Below are 21,584 nucleotides of genomic sequence, written 5' to 3'. Positions count from 1 at the left end.
CTCCCGTCCGCTACACCGGTCCTGCTCGGGACCGCGCCCCGTCAGTGCGCCGCCGCGCGCAACTCGTCGATGACCGGGCCGAGGTGCCCGCGCCGATCGGGTCGGGCGACCTCCTCGAGCCGGTGAGCGAGCCGGAGGGCCGCCGCGGTCACGATCGGGTGGTCCATGCCGTACGTCCGGACACCGGCGAAGACGCTGTCGACGAGGGACTCCGCCGACGGCCAGCGCGGGACGACGCGGGTGCTGCCGTCCTGCAGGTAGGCCGTGATCGGGGCGCGGTCCCGCCACAGCGGGACGAGGGTACGCGCTGACATGTCGAGCGCGGTGGCCGCCGTGTACGGGTCGTTCGTCCCACTCGCGAGGCCGCGGACGGCGATCTCGACGAGCTGCTGCAACGCGAAGTCCACGTCCTGGTACGGGGTGCGTGCGACTCCGAGCAGCACCATCGCCCGCAGTCGCGTCCGATCGGCATCGTCGACGGTGACCTCGCCGCCGGAGCGGTCCGTGATGCGCAGCACGGGATCGCCCTGGATGACGTAGTCGCCGGGCATCACCGTCATCACGACGACACGGTCCTGTTCCGAGGCCCAGCGGACGAGCCGTGGCCAGTCGACGGACTGCACGTGTCCGTGGTCCTCGGCGCGCACCGCCCCCTCCGCCTCGGAGACGTGCCCTGGTGTGCTGACCGGTCCCGGAGCGACACTGACCGATTCGTCGTCGCTCATGCGGAAGGCCAGGCCGACCGCGGCGTCGAGGTCGTCCTGCACCTGTTGCTGCAACGAGGTGATCTGCACGCTCGAAGCGATGTGGTGGATGAAGAACACGAGGACGGCGACGTCCAGGACCCCGAGGAGCACCGCCGCGTGGATGGCGATGACGGGGACGAACGCCGAGCCGTCGTCGACGTCGGTGTGCACCGAGCGCAGGACCACGATGGAGTAGAGGAACGTCGCCGTGAACGCCGCGAGGACGAACTGGTTCGACCGGTCCGCCATGAAGTTCCGGACCAGCCGCGGCCCGTACGTCGACGACGTCGTCGCGAGCACGGAGATCGTGATCGAGAACGACGTCCCTGCGACCGTCAGCATCGAGGTGCCGATCGTGGTCAGGATCGAACGGCCGCCGCTGGCACTCAGGGCGTCGAGGACCACCAGCGGTGTGCCACGGTCGACGAGGGTGCGGTCGATGGTCACCAGGACCTGGGCGAGCACGATCGCGGCGATGCCGAGGACGGCCGGCAGGAACCAGAAGGACTCCCGGACGCGGAGACTGATGGTGCGCACGACGCGGTTCCTCTCGCAGTGAGCCGGCCGGACGGCGGCGGCTCTCGGTCGAGTCTGCCCGACGGACGGGAGGCGCGTACCGCGCCCGGTACGCGCCTCCCGTCCGTCAGGTGACCGGTCAGCCCGTCCGGTGACCGGTCAGCCGAAGCGGGTGAACGGGCTGCCCCACAGGCCGTCGTCGCCGGGGCCGCCGCCGAACCCGCCGAAGGCGGACCCGGAACCCCGCCGGGCACCGAGGTAGGAGCCGACCACGGCGACGCCGAGGTCGTCGTTCTCCGGCGCCGTCACTGTGCCCTCGACGCGGCGGGCCATGCCGTCCACGAAGCGGGCGAGCCCCGGGTCGTCGCCGAGCCGGAAGAACGTCGTCTTCGCGCCCAGACGGTGGGCGTTCTCGAGCTCGCGGACGCTCAGCGCGATCGTCACCGGGTCCGGCGGGTAGCTGAAGTACACCTGCCCGTTCGGCTCGAGGTGCGACGTCGGCTCGCCGTCGGTGACGATGAGCAGCACCGGCTGGGCGTTCGGGTGCTTCCGGAAGTGCCGGTTCGCCAGCAGCAGGGCGTGGTGCAGGTTCGTGCCCTTGTCCCACATCGCGTCCAGGCCGACGAGCTGTTCGACGTCCATGACCTCGGCCTCGCGACCGAACGCGATGAGCTGCAGGTCGTCGCCACGGAACCGGGTCGAGATGAGCGTGTGCAGCGCGAGGGCGGTGCGCTTCATCGGGACCCAGCGGTCCTCCATCGCCATCGAGAACGACGTGTCGACGAGCAGGGCGACGGCGGCCTGGGTGCGGGCCTCGGTCTCCTGCACCTCGACGTCCTCGATCTGCAGCCGCACACCGGCGCCGGTCCGGGGTCCGTCCCCGGCGGTCCGGGTGAGCGCGTTCGTGATCGAGCGGGTGACGTCCCAGGGCTCGGTGTCGCCGAACTCCCACGGACGGGTCGACCCGGAGCGGTCGCCGGCAGCACCGGCACGGCGGAGGTCCCGCGCACCCTGCCGACCCGACATCCGCTCGGCGACGTCCTTGAGCAGGCTCTTGCCGAGCTGCCGCATCGCCTTCGGGGTCAGCCGGAGCTGCCCGTCGCTGCCGCGCTGCATCGCGCCCGAGTTCCGCAGCGCCTTCTCGAGCTGTTGCAGGGTCCGGGCGTCGACGGCCGCCTGGTCGCCGAGCTGCTGGGCGAGGGCGTCGAGGTCCAGGTCGTCGAGCTCGGACCCGGGGCCGACCTGGGCGAGCTGGTCGGCCAGCGCGTCGAGGTCCGCGATGTCCTGGAACACCCCGGTGCCGTCGCCGAGGCCGAGTCCCTGCTCGCCGTCCATGCCCTCGGAGCCGCCCCAGTCCTCGCCGGGGCGGAGGGCACGGAGGTTCTCATCCAGCTGGGACAGCGCCCCCATCAGTGCGGGGGAGCCGAACGCCTGCTCGGCCAGCGCATCGAGTTCGTCCCGTTGCTCCTGCGTCATCGAGTTCCGCATCCGCTGGGCGGCGGCGGCGCGGGACGCCAGGTCGTCGAGCAGTTCGTCGACGTTCTGCGGGTTCGACGGGAACTGGTCGCCGTGCTTCGCCATGAACTCGTCGAACTGCTCCTGGCTGTCCTCGCCCCGACGGTGGGCGTCGAGCAGCTCGTTGAGGTCCTGCATCATCTGCGCGACCGCGGCCCGGTCGTCGTCGGTGGCGTTCTCGAGCGCCTGCTTCATGCCCGCGAACCGTTGGTCGAGCATCTCGCGGCCGAGCAGGTCCTTGATCTGCTCGTACTTCTGTCGGGCCGTCGGGCTCTTCCAGTCGTAGCTGTTCAGCTCGCTGACCGCGGCGGCGGGCGAGGCGGGCAGGCTGTCGAGCTGCAGTTCGGCCAGTGCCCGGTCGCCGTCGTCCATCGCCGTGTCGCGGGCGAGCTGTCCGCGTTCGGCCAGGACGGCCTGGTCGAGGAGCTGCTTGATCTCCTGCAGGGTGCCGTCGAGGTTGTTCTTGCTGGTGAGCTCGCGACGCTTCTCGGCGACGAGTCGGGCGAGGTCGTCGAGCCCGCGCTGCGACCGTCCCCCGCGACGGAGGAACTCCCGCATCGCGCGTTCGGGCGAGGTGCCGGCCATCACGTCCTGGCCGATGGCGTCGAGCGCCTCGGACAGGTCGGCGGGCGGCGCCAGGGGGTCCGGGCCGCCGTCGTACTTGCCGTACCGGCTGTCGCGGCTCAGCCGACGGTTCGGGCGGCTAACCACGGGTCACCCCGTCGGTGCCGGTGCCGGTGTCGGTGTTGGTGTCTGTGTCGCTGTGCACCGGGTCACATCCCATACGCTGCTTCGCCCCCGCCGGACTCCTTGCTGATGCGGCGGGCGAGGAACAGGCCCTCGAGTGCGAGCTCGATCGCGCCCGCACGCTCGCCGTCAGACGTCGAGTCGAGGCGCTCGCACACCTGGTCGTACAGGTCGGACTCGCCCAGGGAGGGCAGTCCGGCGAGGAAGTCCCGCGCGCTGACCTGTTCGCCCGTGGTGACCATGGTGCCGCCCTCGAGCGCGTCGACGAGCACCCCGAAGTCCAGTCCGCGGAAGCGCGAGCGGACGGTCTCGGCCGTCGCGGTGCGGAGCAGGTGCTCGAGCACCTCGTCGGCACGGTCCTCTTCACCGGACTCGAACTCGATCTTGCCGCCCAGGACGTCGACGGCGGTCTCGAGGTCGATCGGACGAGCGACCGCGTCGGACTCACCCTGACGTGCTGCACGGTGGACGGCAGCGGCGGACACCGTCTCGGCGCCGGCGATCGAGAAGCGGGCGCTGACGCCACTGCGCTGGTCGACGGCGCTCGACTCGCGGAGGGCCCGGGTGAACCGGGCGAGGATCTCGATGAGGGCGTCGGGGACCTCGGCCGTCAGCTGGGCCTCTTGCCGGATGACGGCGATCTCGTCCGCGAGCTCGATCGGGTAGTGGGTGCGGATCTCGGCGCCGAAGCGGTCCTTCAGCGGCGTGATGATCCGCCCGCGGTTCGTGTAGTCCTCCGGGTTCGCACTCGCGACGACGAGCACGTCGAGCGGTAGACGCAGGACGTACCCGCGGATCTGGACGTCGCGCTCCTCCATCACGTTGAGCATCGCGACCTGGATGCGTTCGGCCAGGTCGGGCAGCTCGTTGATCGCGACGATGCCCCGGTGGCCGCGGGGGATCAGGCCGAAGTGGATGGTCTCCGGGTCACCCAGGCTGCGGCCCTCGGCGACCTTCATCGGGTCGACGTCGCCGATCAGGTCCGCGACGGAGGTGTCCGGCGTCGCGAGCTTCTCGACGTAGCGGTCGTCGCGGTGCACCCACGAGATCGGCAGGGCGTCGCCGAGCTCCTGGGCCCGGCGGATGCTCGCCGTCGTGATCGGTTCGTAGGGGTGCTCGCCGAGTTCGGAGCCGGTGATGACCGGCGTCCACTCGTCCATCAGTCCGTTCAGGGTGCGGAGCAGTCGGGTCTTGCCCTGGCCGCGCTCACCGAGCAGGACGACGTCGTGCCCGGCGATCAGGGCGCGTTCGAGCTGCGGGATGACGGTGGTCTGGAAGCCGTGCAGGCCGGGCCAGGGGTCGCGGCCCTCACGGAGGGCGGTGAGCAGGTTGTCGCGGATCTCGGCGCGGACCGACTTCTGGACGTGCCCAGCAGCGCGGAGCTCGCCGACCGTGGAGGTTGCAGGTCGGTTCACGGGCGCCACGGTACGCCCGGCCACCGACGGCGGCAACGGGACGGGAGGCGCGTGGCGGCGCCGCCACGCGCCTCCCGTCCGGCACGCCCGCGCCGAGACGCCCCCGTCTCCGGTAGACGCCGCGTCAGCGCCGAGACGCCCCCGGATGTGGCGGCGTCTCGGCGGGTCGGAGGCGCCGCGAACAGACGCCTCCGTCTCGGCACCCGGGTCAGCCGAACAAGCGGCGGGACGCGATCTCGGCGCCCTCGACGAGCGCGCCGAGCTTCGCCCACGCGACGTCGGACGCGACGAACTCGTAGCTGGCGAACGTGGCGAGTCCACAGTCGGTCCCGGCGACGATGCGCGTCGGGTCGCCCACGGCCTCCGCCGCCTCGACGATGCGGTTCGCGACGAGCTGCGGGTGCTCCAGGTAGTTCGTCGTCACGTCGATGACCCCGGGCACCAGGACCGCACCGTCGGGCAGCGGCAGGTCGCGGAACGCTGGGAACTCGTGCGCGTGCCGCGGGTTGCCGAACGGGATGCTGAAGGACCCGACCTCGGCCCGGTACAGGTGCGGGAGCAGCACGTCGACGGGCACGTCGTCCTGGTGCGGGCCCTGCCAGTTGCCGTAGCAGACGTGCAGCCGGGTCTGCTCCTTCGGGATGTTCCGCAGCGCGTGGTTGAGCGCGTCGACGTGCAGGTCGACGGCCGCCAGGAACTCGTCGAGCGAGGCGTCGCCGAAGTGGATCACCCGTTCCATCGCCAGGTCCGGGGCGTCGAGCTGCAGGACGTGCCCACGGGCGACGATCTCCTCGTACTCGACGCGGAGCTGCTCGGCGAGCGCGAAGACGTACTCGCGGTGGTCGGCGTAGTGCGGGTTCGCGTCGTCGAGCAGCAGCGTGGTCGCGACGATCCCGGGCGTCGCCGCCGAGAGGAACGTGCCGGCCGGGGTGCGTCCGGCAGCGGCGTTCCGGTCGAGTTCGCGGGCGAAGCCGTCGAGGTCCTCGCGGATGCCGGCGCGCTCCTCGTCGTACTGCAGCAGCCCCTGGGCGACCGGGGTGTCCCAGACGCGGGCGAACTCGGCACCCTCGTCGATCTGACGCGCCTGGAAGGCGGCGTACTCGGGGAACTTCACCGAGTCGAGTGTCGGCTTGCGGTGCCCCGTCCCGCCGAACCCGGACAGACGCTCGCGGATGTACGTCGAGAAGCCGACGCGGGGGACCTCGCCGTCGTTGACGACGTCGATGCCGGCGTCGAGCTGCGCGTCGACGGTGCGCGCGAGGACCGCGGCGGTCTCTTCGCGGAGCGCCTGCTCGTCGAAGGGCTTGCCCTGGTCACGGGCGACCAGGAGCGCGCTCAGCTCCGGCGTCCGGGGGAGGGACCCCGTGTGGGTCGTGAGGATGCGGTCGGTCGAGTTCTGCAGCGGCACGCGACCACGCTACTGACTGGAGGCCCGTGTCGGGCCGGTCCCGTGCCTCCAGTCCGTCACACCCCGGTTCCGGGGCGGGTTCTCGCGGACCGTGAACCTGAGCGGCGGCTGAGGCGTACGTTCCGATTCTGCGGCAGCCGAAGGGGCTGGCCGCGGGAGGAGCATGCGCATGACGAGCGCCAGCGGAACGAGAGACGGATCGGTGACGAGCCTGGTCCCGGCGAGGATGGACCGACTGCCGTGGACCCGGTTCCACTGGAGTGTCGTGGTCGGCCTGGGGGTGTCCTGGATCCTCGACGGCCTCGAGATCCAGATCGTGTCCAACGCCGGGTTCAAGGCGGACCTGGGCCTGAGCAACCAGGACGTTGCGTCCCTCGGCAGCATCTACCTGGTCGGTCAGGTCGTCGGCGCCCTGGTCTTCGGGCGGCTGTCCGACAAGCTCGGTCGTCGCAAGCTGTTCATCCTGACGCTCGCGATCTACCTGATCGGCTCGGGTGTCGCCGGCCTCGCGCAGGACTTCTGGTTCCTGGCGGTGTTCCGTTTCGTCGCCGGTCTCGGCATCGGCGGTGAGTACGCCGCGATCAACTCCGCGATCGACGAACTCATCCCGGCGAAGTACCGCGGGCACGTCGACATCGCGATCAACGGCACCTACTGGGGCGGTGCGGCCCTCGGTGCCGCGGCGAACATCTACCTGCTCGACACGGCGAACTTCTCCGAGAGCATCGGCTGGCGCATCGGGTTCTTCCTCGGCCCGGTGCTCGGCATCGCGATCATCTTCCTGCGGCGGCACATCCCGGAGAGTCCGCGGTGGCTGATGACGCACGGCAAGGAGCAGGACGCCGAGGACACCGTCGCCCGGATCGAGGCGGAGGTCGAGAGGGAGTCCGGCAGGAAGCTCGAGACCGTGCCGCAGTCGAAGGCGCTGACGGTCACCCCGATGGACAACGTCGGGTTCCTGACCATCGCCCGCGTGCTGCTCAAGCAGTACCCGACCCGCACCCTGGTCGGCGCGACGATGATGATCACGCAGGCCTTCCTCTACAACGCGATCTTCTTCACCTACGCGCTGGTCCTGACGAACTTCTTCGGGCTGAAGACCGCCGAGACGTCGGTCTACTTCTTCCCGTTCGCGATCGGGAACCTGCTCGGCCCGATCATCCTCGGTCGTTTCTTCGACACCTGGGGTCGGCGGCAGATGATCTTCCTGACGTACCTGGTGTCCGGACTCGTGCTGGCGACGTCGGCGTTCCTGTTCCGGGCGGACGCGATCAGCGCCGGCGTCCAGGTCGTGTTCTGGTGCATCTCGTTCTTCTTCGCCTCGGCCGGAGCCTCGAGTGCCTACCTGACCGTCAGCGAGATCTTCCCGCTCGAGCTGCGGTCGCAGGCGATCTCGTACTTCTTCGCGCTGGCCCAGGTCTTCGGTGCCATCGCCCCGCTCATCTACGGCGCCTTCATCGGCGACGGCTCGGACCGTGAACCGCTCTTCTGGGGGTACCTGCTGGGGTCGGCGGTGATGATCATCGGCGGGGTGGTCGCGTTGGTCTTCGGGGTCGATGCCGCCCGGAAGGGGCTCGAGGACATCACGCAGCCCCTGTCGGTGCTGACCGGCAAGGACAGCGTGGACACCGGACCGGGCTCCGGAACGGGAGGCCCGTCCACCGCCGGACGCGCACCGGACGCTGGGCGAAACTCCTGATGCAACATGTTTAGCGGCGGCTGTCGCGTCCTGTGACCCTCGTGACCACGGCCCCGCCCGGGGCCGTGGTCACGGAGGATCCGATGCACGACACCACCCCACCGGCGGCATCCCGCCCGACAGGACAGCAGGCTGTCCTGCACAGACGACAGGCCGACACGGTTGTCCACCGAGCCGCCGACGGATCCCGTCATCGGAGCCGCCGTGCACGACGGTGACCTGATGACCGGACTCCTGCGTGCCGACAGCGACACGACCAGCGCCAGCGACCCGCTCGGGGTGCCGCGGAACCTGCTGCGTGACGCGGTCTTCGAGCGGATGCTGCGCAGCATCCTCTGCGGTGAGTACCGGCGCGGACAGCGTCTGCGACTCGACGCCCTGGCCGACGACATGCGGGTGTCGCGGACGCCGGTGCGCGAAGCCCTCGTCCCGCTCGAGGCCCTGCGCCTGGTCATCGTCCAGCGCTACGTCGGGGTCGTGATCGCCCCGTGGACGGTCGGCCAGATGGTCGAGCGCACCCGGATCGCGCAGTCGATGCTCGTCGACCCGCCGACCAGCTGCGCGCGATCGGACGAGCCCTTCGACCCCGCCGTCCTGCGCGACTGCCTGTCCGAAGCCGGCGCGTTCGTGGAGCTCGCGGTCTGGGTGCTCCGACGCTCCGGGGCTCCCGTCAGTGCGGACTGGTTGCGGTCGCAGCAGCCGGTGCTCGACGTGTTCCACACGGACGACATCGCCCGTGCGAACGGCATCGACATCGCCGCCGACTGGACCAAGCGGATGCAGGTGCTCAAGGCCGCGCGGACGGCAGCGCTCGCCGACGACGTCGACCTGTGCGCCGTACGGCTGACCGAGCTGTCGGAGCTCCTCATCGCGCTGCCGGAGCGGTTCCGGAGCTCCGAACGACTGCGGAGCGTCGAGACGGCCTGACCCGGGTCCGGTCTCGCGCGGGGCGCGGAACGAAGTCGCTCCCCGGGCGGGCACTGACGATCGGGGGCGTCAGGCCCAGGCCACGGGGAGCGACGTCTGGGTGCTGTCCTTGCTGGGTGCTGCTGCTGTGTCGCGGCGACGAGGGTGTGACGCCTCGGAATGTGATGCCACGTCACGATGAGACTATGCATCGGGGTACACAACGGCAACCCCCCATCGTCCCCACTTCGGGGGACCGGCCGATCTCCGTCGGTGCCGCCCCTCGACCGGGCGGACCGGCGGCTCCGATCCCGGTGCTCCAGTCGGGTCGAGAGTCCGCCCGACCTCCTGTATGCTCTTGGTCGAACACCTGGAGACGTCGCATAGTCAGGCCGAGTGCACCACCCTGCTAAGGTGGAGTCCCCTCTAGGGGACCGAGGGTTCAAATCCCTCCGTCTCCGCACTCCACGAAACCCCGGTCTCGCGCCATGCGAGCCGGGGTTTCGTCGTTCCATAGTGCGGTGCTCCGAGGCGGTGGAGCCAGGCCCTGAGTCGGCGCACCGGCTACGGTCATCGGGTGATGCGACGGATGACGACAGCCGCGGCGACCGTGGCGGTCGCCGCCCTGCTGCTCGCCGGCTGCAGCGCGGGCAGCACGCGCGCCGACGGTAGCGGCATCGAGGGCTACGTCGAACCCGGTGCTGGCGCTGCCGATCGCGTCCGGACGGCGGTCGACCGCGGGGCGGACGTCATCGGCGTCGACGGCGCTGCACTCTCCGACGACGGCACGCACCTGCTGCCGACCTCCGGTGACGTCGGGGAGCTGGTCGGCGTGGCCGCGAAGGCTGGAGCCCGGACCGAGGTGCTCTTCAGCAACTACTCCTCGACCATCGGGGACTTCTCGCCCGAGGGTGCGACGGCCCTGTTGTCGTCGTCGACCAACCGTGCCCGGGTCGTCGGGCAGCTCGTCGACCTGGCGGCACGACTGGGGACCGACGGCGTGCAGATCGACCTCGAGTCGATGCGCTCCCAGGACCAGGCCGACCTTGTCACCTTCACCCGGGCGCTCCGCACGGCGGTCCGCGAGCGGCTCGGGAACTATGCCGAGGTCTCCATCGCGATGATGTCGTCCACCGACCCGGCCGAGTACCGCGAGCGGGGCTACGACCTGGCCGGGCTCGCCCCGCACCTGGACCGGACCGTGCTGATGACCTACGACCAACACGGGCCGTGGAGCGACGCCGGGACGATCGGGTCGCTTCCGTGGGCACGGAAGGCGATCCGGACCGCGATAGACGGGGGACTGCCGGCGGACCGGATCGACGTCGGCGTCGCCGGCTACGGCTACGCCTGGGGCCCCGGCGCGGATACCGCACCGATCCCGGCGGCCCGGGCCGCGCACCTGGCGGGCGGCCGGGCGCAGTGGTCGGACCGGACGGGGGAGTGGTCGGCGACGCTCGCGGACGGGCGGCAGCTGCACTGGTCGGACGACCGCTCGTACGCCGCCCGACGCGACCTGGCTCGCGACCTCGGCGTGCACGGCGTCGCGATGTGGTCCCTCAACCTGTCGGCACTGCCCGATCGCTGAGCGGGAGGCGGCACCGGGCCTCCCGTCCGGACGACGCGTTCGGTGACGCATCCTCCGGTTGTGCTCACTCGGCCGTTGTAGCATCGCCGGACATCGACCCAGCGACGAGGAGAACTGCGTGCCGGAGCTGACCCACCACACCGTCCCGATCGACCGGATCCAGGACGCGGGGGCGGCCGTCATGGCGTCGGTCGCGACCGTGGTGGACGGCAAGTCCGACGCCATCCGCACGGCCCTCACCGTGATGCTGGCGGAGGGACACCTGCTCGTCGAGGACGTCCCCGGCGTCGGCAAGACGGTGCTCGCGAAGGCCCTCGGCGCCTCCGTCGGCGGGTCCGTGAGCCGCATCCAGTTCACCTCGGACATGCTGCCCTCGGACGTCACCGGCGTGAACATCTACGACCAGTCGTCCGGCACCTTCCGGTTCTCACCCGGGCCGGTGTTCGCGAACGTCGTGATCGGCGACGAGATCAACCGCACCAGTCCGAAGACCCAGTCGGCGTTGCTCGAGGCGATGGCGGAGTCGCAGGTCACCGTCGACGGTGTCACCCGGCCCCTCGAGTCCCCGTTCATGATCGTCGCGACGCAGAACCCCGTCGACATGGAGGGCACCTACCCCCTGCCGGAGGCGCAGCGCGACCGGTTCATGGCGCGCATCACGATGGGCTACCCGAGCCCCGGTGCCGAGCGCCGGATGCTCGCGGCCCGCGGCGGCCACGACCCGCTCGCCGACCTGCGTCCGGTCGTCGACGTCGACACGCTCCGCGCGATGATCGCGTCCGTCCGCACGGTGCACATCGCCCCGGACGTCGAGGCGTACATCGTCGAGATCGTCCGTGCGACACGGATGCACCCCGACCTGCTCCTCGGCGCCAGCCCGCGCGCGACCCTGCACCTGGCGCAGGCTGCCCGGGCGCACGCGGCGCTGCTCGGCCGGCCGTTCGTCACGCCGGACGACGTCGCGGTCCTGTCCCCGGTCGTGTTGGCCCACCGACTCGTCCCGGTGGCCCGGGGCCTCGGCGGTTCGGCGGAGGACACCGCCCGCGAGATCGTCGTCCGGATCGTCTCCGACACCGCGGTGCCGTTCACCGCGACCCCCGTCCGCTCCTGATGGTCGACCAGCGCCCCGCCGCCCGTCCGTTCGCGCTGCGCGCGGGCGCGGCCGGCTCGGTGCTGTCCCGGGTCGGACGTCGCGGGCTCGGCATGCTGCGCCGGACCCCGTTCCCCCGCCCGACGCTCCGCGGCTGGACCGTCCTGGCGGTCGGCCTCGGCCTCGTCGGCGGCGGCCTGGTCGCCTCGATGAGCGTCGCCGTCTCCGCGGGGCTGCTGCTCCTGGTGCTCGTCGTCTCCGGCGTCGTCACCGCACTGGCCGTGGCGGCGCCGCTCCGCGCCTCCCGGTCGGCACCGCGCGCGATGGTGCAGGTGGGCGAGGTCTACCGGGAACGGGTCACGATCCGCGGGTCGGAGGTGCGGTTCGCACCGCGCTCGACGCTGCTCGTCCGCGAGCAGCTCGACGACCTCTTCGTGAGCACCAACGAGGCCGCGTCGCTCGTCACCATCGGACCCGGCACCCCGCCGGCGGTGCTCGACGTCGAGGCACTCGCGATCCAGCGTGGGCGGGCGTTCGTCGGCCCGGTCACCGTCCGCGTCGAGGACCCGTTCGGGCTGCTCCGCATCGACAGACCGGTCGTGCCGGCCGAGGAGGTCGTCGTGGTCCCCGGCACGACCCCGCTCTCCGCACTCGACACCGGGGCGCTCGCCGGCGCGGTCTCCGCCGACGAGGGCCGGGTCGGTCAGGGCGGATCCGCCGACGACAGCGAGCTCCGCCCCTACCGGCCGGGCGACCCCATCCGGCGCGTGCACTGGGGGCAGAGCGCGAAACGCGGCGTCCTGCACGTCCGCCAGACCACGCAGGCGCAGCCGCCGGAGGCCGTGGTCGCCCTGGACGTCCGCCGCTCGTCCTACCAGCAGCTCGGCCGCGACGACCTGTCCGAACTGTCCGACCTCGGCGGCGACCAGGCCTTCGAGCACGCGGTCGTGGTGGCGGCGAGCGTCGCCCGGGCGCTGTCGGCACGGACCTCCCGGGTCGCGCTCGTCAGCGACGGACCCGGCGGCGACGTCCGGCACAGCGGGGACGCCGGCGGGCTGTCCGAGGTGCTCGTGGGCCTCGCCGACGTCCAGGCACGGTCCGACGCCCGGGAACTGACCGACGTCCTGCACGGTGTCCGCGGCCGGGACGTGCACGGCATGACCGCCGTCGTGACCGGGCACTGCAGCCCGGAGGAGGCCGCCGAACTCGTCTCGACGACGAACGGGTCGAGCCGCGGCGTGCTCGTCACCGTCGTCGCCCCGGACCCCGTCGTGCGCGGGATCATGGGCCGTGCCGGGTGGCGCGTGCTCGTGGTCCCGGTGCCCGGCACGACCATGAGCGGACACACCCGATGACGGCCACCAGCCCGAGCGGACACACCCGATGACCGCCACCAGCCCGGCTCGGCAGCGCGAGCACGTCGACGTCCGGCAGGTGCTCGACCGCGACGACCGCAGCCCGGACACCCCCGGTGCCTGGGTCGTCGCCCTCGCCCCGCTCCCCGTCCTCGTCGCCGCGCTCGCGATGCGTCCACTCGTCCAGGGCATCTCGTGGTGGCTGTCCGGCGCGGTCTTCACCGCCGTGCTCGTCGCGGTCCTGCTGGCCGTCCGGACCCGCCCGCGGGGTGTCCGGTTCGTGGCGCTCGTCGCGACGCTCGTGCTCGGCTCCTGCGCCGCCGCGCTCCTCAACGACACCGCACCGCTCGGGTGGCTCGACCGGAACGGAGCCCTCGGGCAGACGCTCGCGGCGATCCGCCTCAACCCGGCGCCGCTGCCGCAGACGGACTCGATCCGGCTGATCGTGACCGTCGCGATCGCCTGGGTCGCCGGCGCCTCGCTGTTCCTGGCCGCCGTGGCCCCGACCGCCGCGCTCGCCGCCGCACCCGCGCTCGTGATCCTCCTGGTGCCGGGCATCATCACCGGCGAGGCCCCGTCCGCCTGGCTGGTCGTGTTCACCGCGCTGGCCTTCCTCGCACTGCTATGGACGTCGGTCCGCCCGGTGCAACGGGCGTTCCCTGCCGCCGTGGTCGGCGCGATCGGGCTCGTCGTGGCGATCGGCCTGCCGGTCCTGGTGCCGATCAACGCCGGCTGGCTCTCCGGCGTGACCGGGGCGATCCAGTCGCCGATCCGGCCGGGACGCCCGGGCACCCTGCTCGAACTCGGCCAGGACCTCCGCCGACCGAACGAGCTCGAGGTGTTCCGCTACCGGTCCTCCGACGGGCAGCCCGAGTACCTCAAGCTCGCGGACCTCGACGAGTTCGGCACCGGTGACTGGGTGCCGACCGTCACCGACGCCTCCACCGCGGACACTGCGGACCAGTCCCGCCGCGTCGACGGCGTGAACCCGCGGTTGGCGGACCGCGGGGACGTCACCGTGCAGATCACCGGGCTGTCGAGCAACTACCTGCCGCTGCCCGCCGGGGCGATGTCGGTCGAGTCGAAGTCGACGAACCTCGACCTCACCCAGTGGCGCTGGTCCGGCGACGCCAACACCGTGCGCTCCGCCGGTCCGGCGACCCGCCGCGGTGCCACCTACGAGGCGTACGGCGCCTCGGTCTCGGCGAACGCCTACCTCGACGCCATCGCCGCCTCGGGCCGGTTGTCCCAGGCCGACGGTCGTGGCTTCGTCGCGCCGTCGCCGGCGCAGCTCCGCACCGACACCGAGCTGCCGAAGGACCTGCCGGCGGTGATCCGCACCACCGCGGCCCGCGTCGACGCCGGTGCGACCACCGACTACGCCCAGGCCCGGGCGCTGGAGCAGTGGTTCCGCAGCGGCCTGTTCACCTACTCCGAGACGGCTCCGGTCGAGCAGGGCTACGACGGCGACAGCATGGACGTGATCGCCCGGTTCCTGCAGGAGCGCTCCGGCTACTGCGTGCACTTCGCGTCCGCGATGGCCGTGATGGCCCGGACGCTCGGCATCCCGTCCCGCATCGCCGTCGGCTACCGCGCGGGTGCGAGCCGTGAGGACGGCCAGTACACGGTCTCGAACCGCCAGCTGCACTCGTGGCCGGAGCTCTACATCCGGGGCGCCGGCTGGGTGTCGTTCGAGCCGACGCCGGACTCCGACCAGGCCGCGCAGCCGCAGCCCTCCGCGTCCGCCACGCCGGCTCCCGCCCCGACCGAGACACCGCTGCCGGCCCCGGGCGAGACCGCGCCGGCGTCGGCCACCCCGACGCCCACCCCGACGCCGACCTCGGCGACGGCGGGTGGCAGCAGCACGGGCGGCGGCAGCATCCCGTGGGGTGTGCTGGTCGGCGTGCTCGTCGCCCTCGCGGTGCTGGTGGCGCCCGGTTCGGTCCGTGCAGCACGTCGACACCGTCGACTGGGCGCGGTCGCCGCCGGACGCCGGCCGGCCGTCACCGCCTGGCGGGAACTGCTCGACGACCTCGCCGACCACGGCTTCACGCCGGGGGCGGCTCCGCCCGGGGACGCGGCTGCGGTCGCCCGGACCGCTCGCGCCGACCTCGGTCGGCTCCGGACGGTCGTGCCGGCATCGGTGCTGCCGCACCTCGGGTCCGTCGTGGACGCCGTCGACCACGAGCGGTTCGCCGCCGACGGCCGGTCCGACACGCAGGCGCTCCTCCGGTCCGTCCAGGAGGCCCGCACCGCGTTGGACGCCGCCGTCTCCCGTGGCCGCGTGTTCCGGTCGCGACTGCTCCCGCCGAGCCTGCTGCCCTCCGGGCGTCCGACTGACCGACGACCGGCACCCGCGGCGGGCTGACCCGACCACGCTGGTGCCGTGGCCGGTCAGCGCGGCCGGAGCACCGCCTCCACCATCGTCGCGACGGCGTCGCCCGGGTTCATCCCGTCCAGGGCGGGCGCGTCGAACACCATCCCGGAGTTCGTGGCGATCAGGATCGTCGCGAAGGTGTCGAGCGGCATGCCGGGGTCGACCTCGGGGTGCGCGGCGAACCAGGTGTGCACGAGTTCGCGGACGCCGTCCTGCAGGGTGCGCCGCTGGCGGATGAACTCGGGCATGAACTCCGGGTGCCGGATGGCGTACGCCCGCAGTTCGGAGAGCAGGGCGAACTCGGCGCTCTGGTCGTGTCGTCCGAACGCTGCCCGGACCACGTCGCCGACGTCCGCGGCACTGATGTCGATGCGGATGAGCTCCTGCAGCGACTGCAGCACCCGGTTCGTCGCGCGCTGCATGACCTGTGCGAGCAGGTCCTCCTTCGACGAGAAGTTCGAGTAGACCGCGCCCTTGCTGAAGCCGGCGGCGGCGGCGACGGCGTCGAGTCGGGCTTCGTGCACGCCCTGTTCGGCGAAGACCCGCGAGCCGGCGGCGAGCAGACGCTCCCGGACCTCGGATCGTGGGGTGCGGGGGACCGGCGTGGCGCGGTCCTCCGGTGTGCCCGGGTCTGCCGGGTCGCTTGCGTCGGTCATCGGAGGATCCTGTTCCGGGACTCTGCTGGTGCGGGTGGAGCTGGCGTTGCGGCGGTGCTCGTCGGGTGGTGACCGGTGCTCCCGTCGGCAGGCCCGGGGGACCGCACCGCGTGTCTGATCACGCGCGGAGCGGTGGCCCCTCGTGCCGGCACGGATGGTGCCTGCACACCCGCGGCTGGACCGCCGTCTTCGGGTCACGTCGGTCCGTCGTCCGGGGGAGTGCAACCGGGTCGATACCCGGCGGTCTCGAGTGTACGGGCCCGGGGTCGCCAGGGACAGGGCGCCGGTCAGTCCTCGCGGTGGTCCGCGCGATCCGGTGCCTCCTGGTCGAGGTGCAGTGCGCCGGTGTGCAGACCGTCGAGGCGGATGCTGCCGGTGTGCAGACCGCCGGCGCCGGCATCCTGCCCGGGCCGGCGGAGGAGCCCGGTGGCACCCGGACGGAGCAGCCGCGCGGCACCCGGACGGACCGGCCGCGGTGTGCGCCCGCGCCCTCGGCCGCGTCGGAGCAGCGAGGCGAGCTGGGACTGCGGCTGCCAGTTGCGGCCGTTCGGCAGGCCCCAGCCCCAGCGGACGGCGCCCCAGCGGAGCAGCAGCGAGAGCACGACGGCGGCGACGATGCCGATCGTCGGGGACCCCAGGGCCGAGGCGCCGACCATCACGGCCGACGCGGCGACGGCGACCGAGGCGTAGAGGGCGTTGCCGCCGAACACCGCCGGCACGCGTCGCAGCAGCAGGTCGCGCCCGACCCCGCCGCCGACCGCGGTGATGGTGCCCATGATGATCGCGGCGGGCCACTCCAGTCCGGCGTCGAAGGTGCGCTGGACCCCGACCACCGCCCAGAACCCGATGACGGCGGCGTCGAGGAACGTGAACAGCCGGTCCCACCCGCGCTCGGAGAACGACACGAAGAACGCGACCAGCGCCCCGGCCACCGCGACCGGCACGTACAGCGGGTCGGTGAGGGCGACGGGCGGCCCGTTCTGCAGCAGGACGTCACGGAGCATCCCGCCGCCGAGCCCCGAGACGAACCCCACCACCAGGAAGCCGAACAGGTCGAAGTCCATCGACCGGGCGACCGCGCCACCGAGCAGTGCGGACGCGAAGACCCCGGCGAGGTCGAGCACGTTCGTCACAGCGGCGAGGCCGTCCACGGTCAGCAGGTTCATGAAGACCATCAAAGCGTACGGCTCCCCGGCTGGCGGTTCGCGCGCCGGTTAGGTTAGCCTCACCTTCGTCATGCTCGCCACACTCGTCATCGGTCTCCGCGAAGGCCTCGAAGCCACCCTGATCGTCGGGATCATCGCCGCGTTCCTCCGACGGAACCGCGTCCCCCTCGCCCCGATGTGGACCGGGGTCGGCGTCGCCGTGCTCCTCAGCATCGCCGTCGGGCTCGGGCTGCAGGCGGTCGAGCAGGCGCTCCCGCAGGCGCAGCAGGAGGCGATGGAGGCCCTCATCGGCATCGTCGCCGTGGTCTTCGTCACCGGGATGATCGTCTGGATGCGGACCCACGCCCGCCACCTCAGCCGGGAACTCGAGGCCAGCGCGTCCGCCGCCCTCGGTCGCGGCACCGCCTGGGCGCTGGCCGGCATGGCCTTCCTCGCCGTCCTCAAGGAGGGCTTCGAGACGTCGGTCTTCCTCCTCGCCACGTTCCAGGCGTCGAGCGACACCGGTCTCGCCGCCCTCGGCGCGGTGATCGGCATCGCCGGGGCGGTCGTCGTCGGGTACGGCATCTACACCGGCGGCGTGCGGCTGAACCTGGCGAAGTTCTTCACCGGCACCGGCGTCTTCCTGGTCTTCGTCGCCGGCGGCCTGGTCCTGACCGTGCTCCGCCGCGCACACGAGGCCGGCTGGGTCGTGATCGGCCAGCAGCGCACCGTCGACCTCAGCTGGCTCGCCCCGAACGGGTCCGTGCAGGGCGCCCTCGTCACCGGCGTGCTCGGCATCCCACCGGACCCGCGCGTGATCGAGGTGCTCGGCTGGGTCCTCTACGTCGTCCCCGTCCTGGCCCTGTCGCTCTGGCCCCGCCGGTGGAAGCCGTCCGACGTCCGCGTCCCCGCCGTCCGCATCGCGGTCGCGTCCGGCCTCGCGGTCGCCGCCCTCGCGCTCGCCGTCGCCGTGCCGACCGGGCACACCGACGTCCCCGCGACCACCCGCCTCACCGGCGACGCCCGTTCCGTCAGCGCGACGGTCTCCGGGTCCGCCGCCACCCTGCGCGTCGCCGGCACCGGCTCCGGCAGCACCGGCAGCTCCGGCAGCACCGGCCGGGAGGCCCGGATCGCCCTCCCCGCATCGGCTCACCGCCGCGTCACCCGCGCCGGCACCGCGACCGACCGGTGGCGCGTCACCTCGGACGGAGCGGCAGCCGACCAGCCCGCCACCCTGACGCTCGACGACCTCGTCCAGCTGTTCGGCCGGATCCCGGTCGGCATCTCGCCGAGCAGCGCGCCGGGGCCGTACCGGGCCTCCTGGGCGACCCGCGACACCGTGACGCTGTGGAGCGTCGACGGCGGCGTGGTGGACGCGAGCCGTGCGGAACGCTCGGTGCTCACCCTGACCGGTGGGGGCCTCCCGACCGCCCGGACCAGCACGCTCGACCGCACCGTCTGGGCCGTGCCGCGCGCCACCGTCGACCGGACGACCGCCGCCCTGGCGGCGGACCGGACCCACACCGCGGAACTCGCCCTCTGGACCCGCTGGCTGCCCCTCGCGCTCGGCATCGCCGCCGCCGCACAGGTGCTGCTCGCCCTCCGGGACCGCCGTCGCCTCGGCCTGCCCGAATCGACCGTCCCCTCGACCACCCCCACCCGTGGCCCTCCCGTCACGGCGACCGCAAGGAGCACCGATGCCGTTCGGTAGAGCGACCACCGTCCGACCCCTGACCACGCGGGGGCGCCTCGTCACCCTCGGCGCGCTGGGCGCCGTCGCGGCACTCGCCCTCACCGGCTGCGCGAGCAACGGGACCGCCTCGGGCGACGCCACCGAGACCTCCGGCAAGGTGGCCCGCGTCACGGTCACCCTGACGAACGACGGTTCCGACCGCTGCGCCGTGAGCAGCAGCACGGTCGGCGCCGGCCCCGTGACCTTCACCGTGAAGAACGAGTCGTCGACTGCCATCACCGAGGTCGAGCTGCTGCAGGACCAGCGGATCCTCGGCGAGAAGGAGAACCTGGCGCCGGGACTCGACCCCGTCTCGTTCACCGCGACGCTGACCGGCGGGAAGTACCAGGTGTACTGCCCCGGTGCGGAGCACGAGCTCACCGGCCTGACCGTCACCGGGTCCGTCAAGTCGACCGCGAACAGCAGCGCCGCGAGCCTGCTGCAGGACGGCACCAAGGGCTACGCCGAGTACGTCGACGGCCAGGTCACCGACATGGTGACCGCGGTCGACGAGCTCAAGAAGGACGTCGACGCCGGCGACCTGGCAGCGGCGAAGACCGACTACGCGAACGCCCGCCCGTACTACGAGCACGTCGAGAGCGACGTCGACGGCTTCGTGAAGAAGGGCCACAAGGCGACGGACAACGCCGGCAACCTCGACTACCTCATCGACATGCGGGCCTCGAACGCCGACCCGGCCGTCGGCTGGAGCGGCTTCCACGCCGTCGAACGCGACCTGTTCGCGAACGGTGCGATCACCGCCGACACCAAGCGGTACGCCGACGACCTGGCCACGAACGTGCACCTGCTCGCGAAGCTCGTGCCGACGCTCGACTACAAGCCGGAGGACCTGGCCAACGGGGCCGCCGGACTGCTCGAAGAGGTCCAGTCGAACAAGATCACCGGCGAGGAAGAGGCCTACAGCCACATCGACCTCGTCGACCTCGCCGCCAACGTCGAGGGCTCCCGGCAGGCCTTCGCGTACCTCAAGCCCGGACTGACCAAGGTCGACCCGGCGCTGACGAAGCAGATCGCCCAGCAGTTCGACGCCACGAACACGCTCATGGACGGCTTCCGGAACGCCGACGACCTGGGCGGCTTCGACAGCTGGGACGCCAGCACCAAGGCGGCGCACGCGAACGCGATCTCCCAGCAGGTGCAGGCGCTGCAGGACCCGCTGTCCCGCCTGGCCGAGAAGGTCGCCACGGCGTGAGCGGCCGCAACGACCGGGACACCGCCGAGGACGACACCCGCGGGGTCTCCCGCCGGGGGCTGCTCGGCGCGGGTCTCGCCGTCGCCGGGGCCGGAGTCGGTGCGGCCGCGGGCATCGCCGGGTCCGCCGTGGCAAGTGGGGTCGACCCGTTCACCGCGGCGGCGAACGGCGACGAGTCCGTCGACATGTCGCGCAGCCACCCGTTCTACGCGACGACGGCCGGTGCGCCCCAGGGTGGCATCCGGACCGACCCGCAGCGGCACTGCGTGTTCATGACCTTCGACCTGACGCTCGGCACCGCGACCGAGCTACAGGTGCTGCTCGCTCGCTGGTCGGCCGCGATCGCGCAGTTGCAGGCCGGCCAGACCATCGGCAGCGTCGAACCCGCCCACGGTGACGGCGTCGGCGCGGACACCGGCGAGGCGCTCGACCTCGGGCCCGCGTCCCTCACCGTCACGGTCGGCCTCGGCCCCGGGGTGTTCGACGAACGCTTCGGCCTGGCCGGCAAGCGTCCGGCGGACCTGACCGAGCTGCCGTCCCTGCCGAGTGACCGCTTCGAGTCCGGCCTGTCCGGCGGCGACCTGTCCCTGCAGGCCTGCGCCGACGACCCGCAGGTGGCGTACCACGCGGTCCGCGACCTGGCCCGGATGGCCCGGGGGAGCGCGACCGTCAAGTGGACCGTCCTGGGCTTCGGTCGGGCCTCGGCCGGGCCGACACAGGCGACCCCGCGGAACCTGATGGGTTTCAAGGACGGCACCCGCAACATCACGACCGACGCCGAGCACGACCGCTTCGTCTGGCTCGACGACGACGCCGACTGGATGGCCGGCGGCACGTACCAGGTGGTCCGGAAGATCCGGATGAACCTGGAGATCTGGGACGCCGACGTCGTCAGCGACCAGCAGCGGGTGTTCGGGCGGACGAAGGTCAGCGGCGCACCGCTCTCCGGCGGCCAGGAGCACACGACGCCGGACTTCCACGCGACCGCCCACGGACAGCCCGCGATCGACCCCCGCTCGCACGTCGCCCTCGCGGCACACGAGGCGAACGGCGGCGTGAAGATCCTGCGCCGCGGCTACAACTACACGGACGGTCTCAACCAGTACGGGCAGCTCGACGCCGGGCTGCTGTTCGTGGCGTACATGAACGACCCGGACCACTTCACCCGGCTGCAGCGGAGGCTCGGCGCGTCGGACCGGCTCAACGAGTACATCGCGCACATCGGGTCGGCGGTCTTCGCGGTCCCGCCGGCACCCCGCAAGGGTTCCTACATCGGCGAGCAGCTCTTCCGCTGACACCGGCCGGTCGACAGGTGTGAGAGGGGTGTCCTCCGCCGTTTCCCTGGAGGCGGAGGACACCCGCGTCGCGGGGTCCGATCGGGCGGAACCACCGTCCGGCGACCCGGCGCGACGCATCGCGCATGGCGACGGATGCAGCGTACCGCGATGACATGCGCGGACCGACCGTGCTGTCCGA

General features: G+C 72.3%; 15 protein-coding genes and 1 tRNA gene. 10 read left to right on the top strand and 6 right to left on the bottom strand.

Features of this window, described 5'->3' with window-relative positions; all coding sequences use genetic code 11:
• Positions 1-41 precede the first annotated feature (41 nt).
• The 4 genes from SOM35_RS13295 to SOM35_RS13280 form a co-directional block, all read right to left on the bottom strand.
• Positions 42-1,283 carry a DUF2254 domain-containing protein gene (locus SOM35_RS13295; RefSeq protein WP_320515772.1) on the bottom strand — a complete coding sequence of 414 codons (1,242 nt, stop codon included), beginning with the start codon at positions 1,281-1,283 and terminating at the stop codon, positions 42-44.
• A gap of 138 nt (positions 1,284-1,421) precedes the next feature.
• Positions 1,422-3,488, bottom strand: a complete 2,067-nt coding sequence (locus tag SOM35_RS13290; RefSeq protein ID WP_320515771.1) for a VWA domain-containing protein — start codon at positions 3,486-3,488, stop codon at positions 1,422-1,424.
• Positions 3,489-3,550: 62 nt separating this feature from the next.
• On the bottom strand, positions 3,551-4,939 hold the full coding sequence (locus SOM35_RS13285; RefSeq protein WP_320515770.1) for a MoxR family ATPase: 1,389 nt from the start codon (positions 4,937-4,939) through the stop codon (positions 3,551-3,553).
• A gap of 208 nt (positions 4,940-5,147) precedes the next feature.
• Positions 5,148-6,347, bottom strand: coding sequence for a cobalamin-independent methionine synthase II family protein (locus SOM35_RS13280; RefSeq protein ID WP_258376679.1), 1,200 nt, complete (start codon positions 6,345-6,347; stop codon positions 5,148-5,150).
• Positions 6,348-6,516: 169 nt separating this feature from the next.
• On the opposite strand from SOM35_RS13280, the gene SOM35_RS13275 reads away from it, so the two are divergent.
• The 7 genes from SOM35_RS13275 (at position 6,517) to SOM35_RS13245 (ending at position 15,353) form a co-directional block, all read left to right on the top strand.
• Entirely contained in the window at positions 6,517-8,046 is a 1,530-nt protein-coding gene (locus SOM35_RS13275; RefSeq protein WP_320515769.1) for an MFS transporter, read from the top strand.
• Positions 8,047-8,268: 222 nt separating this feature from the next.
• On the top strand, positions 8,269-8,973 hold the full coding sequence (locus SOM35_RS13270; protein WP_320515768.1) for a GntR family transcriptional regulator: 705 nt from the start codon (positions 8,269-8,271) through the stop codon (positions 8,971-8,973).
• 351 nt (positions 8,974-9,324) lie between these two features.
• Positions 9,325-9,413: transfer RNA gene (locus SOM35_RS13265), tRNA-Ser, on the top strand.
• A 128-nt stretch (positions 9,414-9,541) separates the two neighbouring features.
• Complete coding sequence (locus SOM35_RS13260; protein WP_320515767.1) at positions 9,542-10,540, top strand: glycosyl hydrolase family 18 protein; 999 nt, start codon at positions 9,542-9,544, stop codon at positions 10,538-10,540.
• A 181-nt stretch (positions 10,541-10,721) separates the two neighbouring features.
• Positions 10,722-11,651, top strand: coding sequence for an AAA family ATPase (locus SOM35_RS13255; protein ID WP_111074644.1), 930 nt, complete (start codon positions 10,722-10,724; stop codon positions 11,649-11,651).
• Complete coding sequence (locus SOM35_RS13250; protein WP_320515766.1) at positions 11,651-12,985, top strand: DUF58 domain-containing protein; 1,335 nt, start codon at positions 11,651-11,653, stop codon at positions 12,983-12,985. Before SOM35_RS13255 ends, SOM35_RS13250 begins: the two co-directional genes overlap by 1 nt.
• 28 nt (positions 12,986-13,013) lie before the next feature.
• Positions 13,014-15,353: a transglutaminase TgpA family protein gene (locus SOM35_RS13245; RefSeq protein WP_320515765.1), complete on the top strand. Its 2,340-nt coding sequence runs from the start codon at positions 13,014-13,016 to the stop codon at positions 15,351-15,353.
• Positions 15,354-15,379: 26 nt separating this feature from the next.
• On the opposite strand, the gene SOM35_RS13240 is transcribed toward SOM35_RS13245, so the two are convergent.
• Together SOM35_RS13240 and SOM35_RS13235 are read right to left on the bottom strand one after the other, a co-directional pair.
• On the bottom strand, positions 15,380-16,018 hold the full coding sequence (locus SOM35_RS13240) for a TetR/AcrR family transcriptional regulator (RefSeq protein WP_320515764.1): 639 nt from the start codon (positions 16,016-16,018) through the stop codon (positions 15,380-15,382).
• 287 nt (positions 16,019-16,305) lie between these two features.
• Positions 16,306-17,184, bottom strand: a complete 879-nt coding sequence (locus tag SOM35_RS13235) for a trimeric intracellular cation channel family protein (protein WP_320515763.1) — start codon at positions 17,182-17,184, stop codon at positions 16,306-16,308.
• 70 nt (positions 17,185-17,254) lie between these two features.
• Here SOM35_RS13235 and efeU point away from each other — a divergent pair, with 70 nt between their 5' ends.
• Genes efeU through SOM35_RS13220 form a run of 3 tightly spaced genes read left to right on the top strand, consistent with a single transcriptional unit; the run spans position 17,255 to position 21,403 of the window.
• Positions 17,255-18,874 carry an iron uptake transporter permease EfeU gene (gene efeU / locus SOM35_RS13230; RefSeq protein ID WP_320515762.1) on the top strand — a complete coding sequence of 540 codons (1,620 nt, stop codon included), beginning with the start codon at positions 17,255-17,257 and terminating at the stop codon, positions 18,872-18,874.
• Positions 18,861-20,108, top strand: coding sequence for an iron uptake system protein EfeO (gene efeO / locus SOM35_RS13225; RefSeq protein WP_320515761.1), 1,248 nt, complete (start codon positions 18,861-18,863; stop codon positions 20,106-20,108). The genes efeU and efeO overlap by 14 nt, the downstream gene beginning before the upstream one ends.
• Positions 20,105-21,403 carry a Dyp-type peroxidase gene (locus SOM35_RS13220; RefSeq protein ID WP_320515760.1) on the top strand — a complete coding sequence of 433 codons (1,299 nt, stop codon included), beginning with the start codon at positions 20,105-20,107 and terminating at the stop codon, positions 21,401-21,403. The genes efeO and SOM35_RS13220 overlap by 4 nt, the downstream gene beginning before the upstream one ends.
• Positions 21,404-21,584: the final 181 nt, after the last annotated feature.

Origin of the sequence: Curtobacterium sp. CFBP9011 (assembly GCF_034045095.1) — a bacterium.
Lineage (GTDB): Bacteria > Actinomycetota > Actinomycetes > Actinomycetales > Microbacteriaceae > Curtobacterium.
The sequence above is the reverse complement of the archived record's forward strand: the minus strand, read 5'-3'. Positions and strand labels throughout refer to the sequence as shown.

Bases quoted from the DNA above. Each gene is read 5' to 3' on its own strand.
- SOM35_RS13240 (WP_320515764.1), bottom strand. From the start codon at position 16,018: ATGACCGACGCAAGCGACCCGGCAGACCCGGGCACACCGGAGGACCGC.
- SOM35_RS13235 (WP_320515763.1), bottom strand. From the start codon at position 17,184: ATGAACCTGCTGACCGTGGACGGCCTCGCCGCTGTGACGAACGTGCTC.
- SOM35_RS13255 (WP_111074644.1), top strand. From the start codon at position 10,722: ATGGCGTCGGTCGCGACCGTGGTGGACGGCAAGTCCGACGCCATCCGC.
- SOM35_RS13260 (WP_320515767.1), top strand. From the start codon at position 9,542: ATGACGACAGCCGCGGCGACCGTGGCGGTCGCCGCCCTGCTGCTCGCC.
- SOM35_RS13245 (WP_320515765.1), top strand. From the start codon at position 13,014: ATGACCGCCACCAGCCCGGCTCGGCAGCGCGAGCACGTCGACGTCCGG.
- efeO (WP_320515761.1), top strand. From the start codon at position 18,861: ATGCCGTTCGGTAGAGCGACCACCGTCCGACCCCTGACCACGCGGGGG.
- SOM35_RS13250 (WP_320515766.1), top strand. From the start codon at position 11,651: ATGGTCGACCAGCGCCCCGCCGCCCGTCCGTTCGCGCTGCGCGCGGGC.
- efeU (WP_320515762.1), top strand. From the start codon at position 17,255: ATGCTCGCCACACTCGTCATCGGTCTCCGCGAAGGCCTCGAAGCCACC.
- SOM35_RS13270 (WP_320515768.1), top strand. From the start codon at position 8,269: ATGACCGGACTCCTGCGTGCCGACAGCGACACGACCAGCGCCAGCGAC.
- SOM35_RS13275 (WP_320515769.1), top strand. From the start codon at position 6,517: ATGACGAGCGCCAGCGGAACGAGAGACGGATCGGTGACGAGCCTGGTC.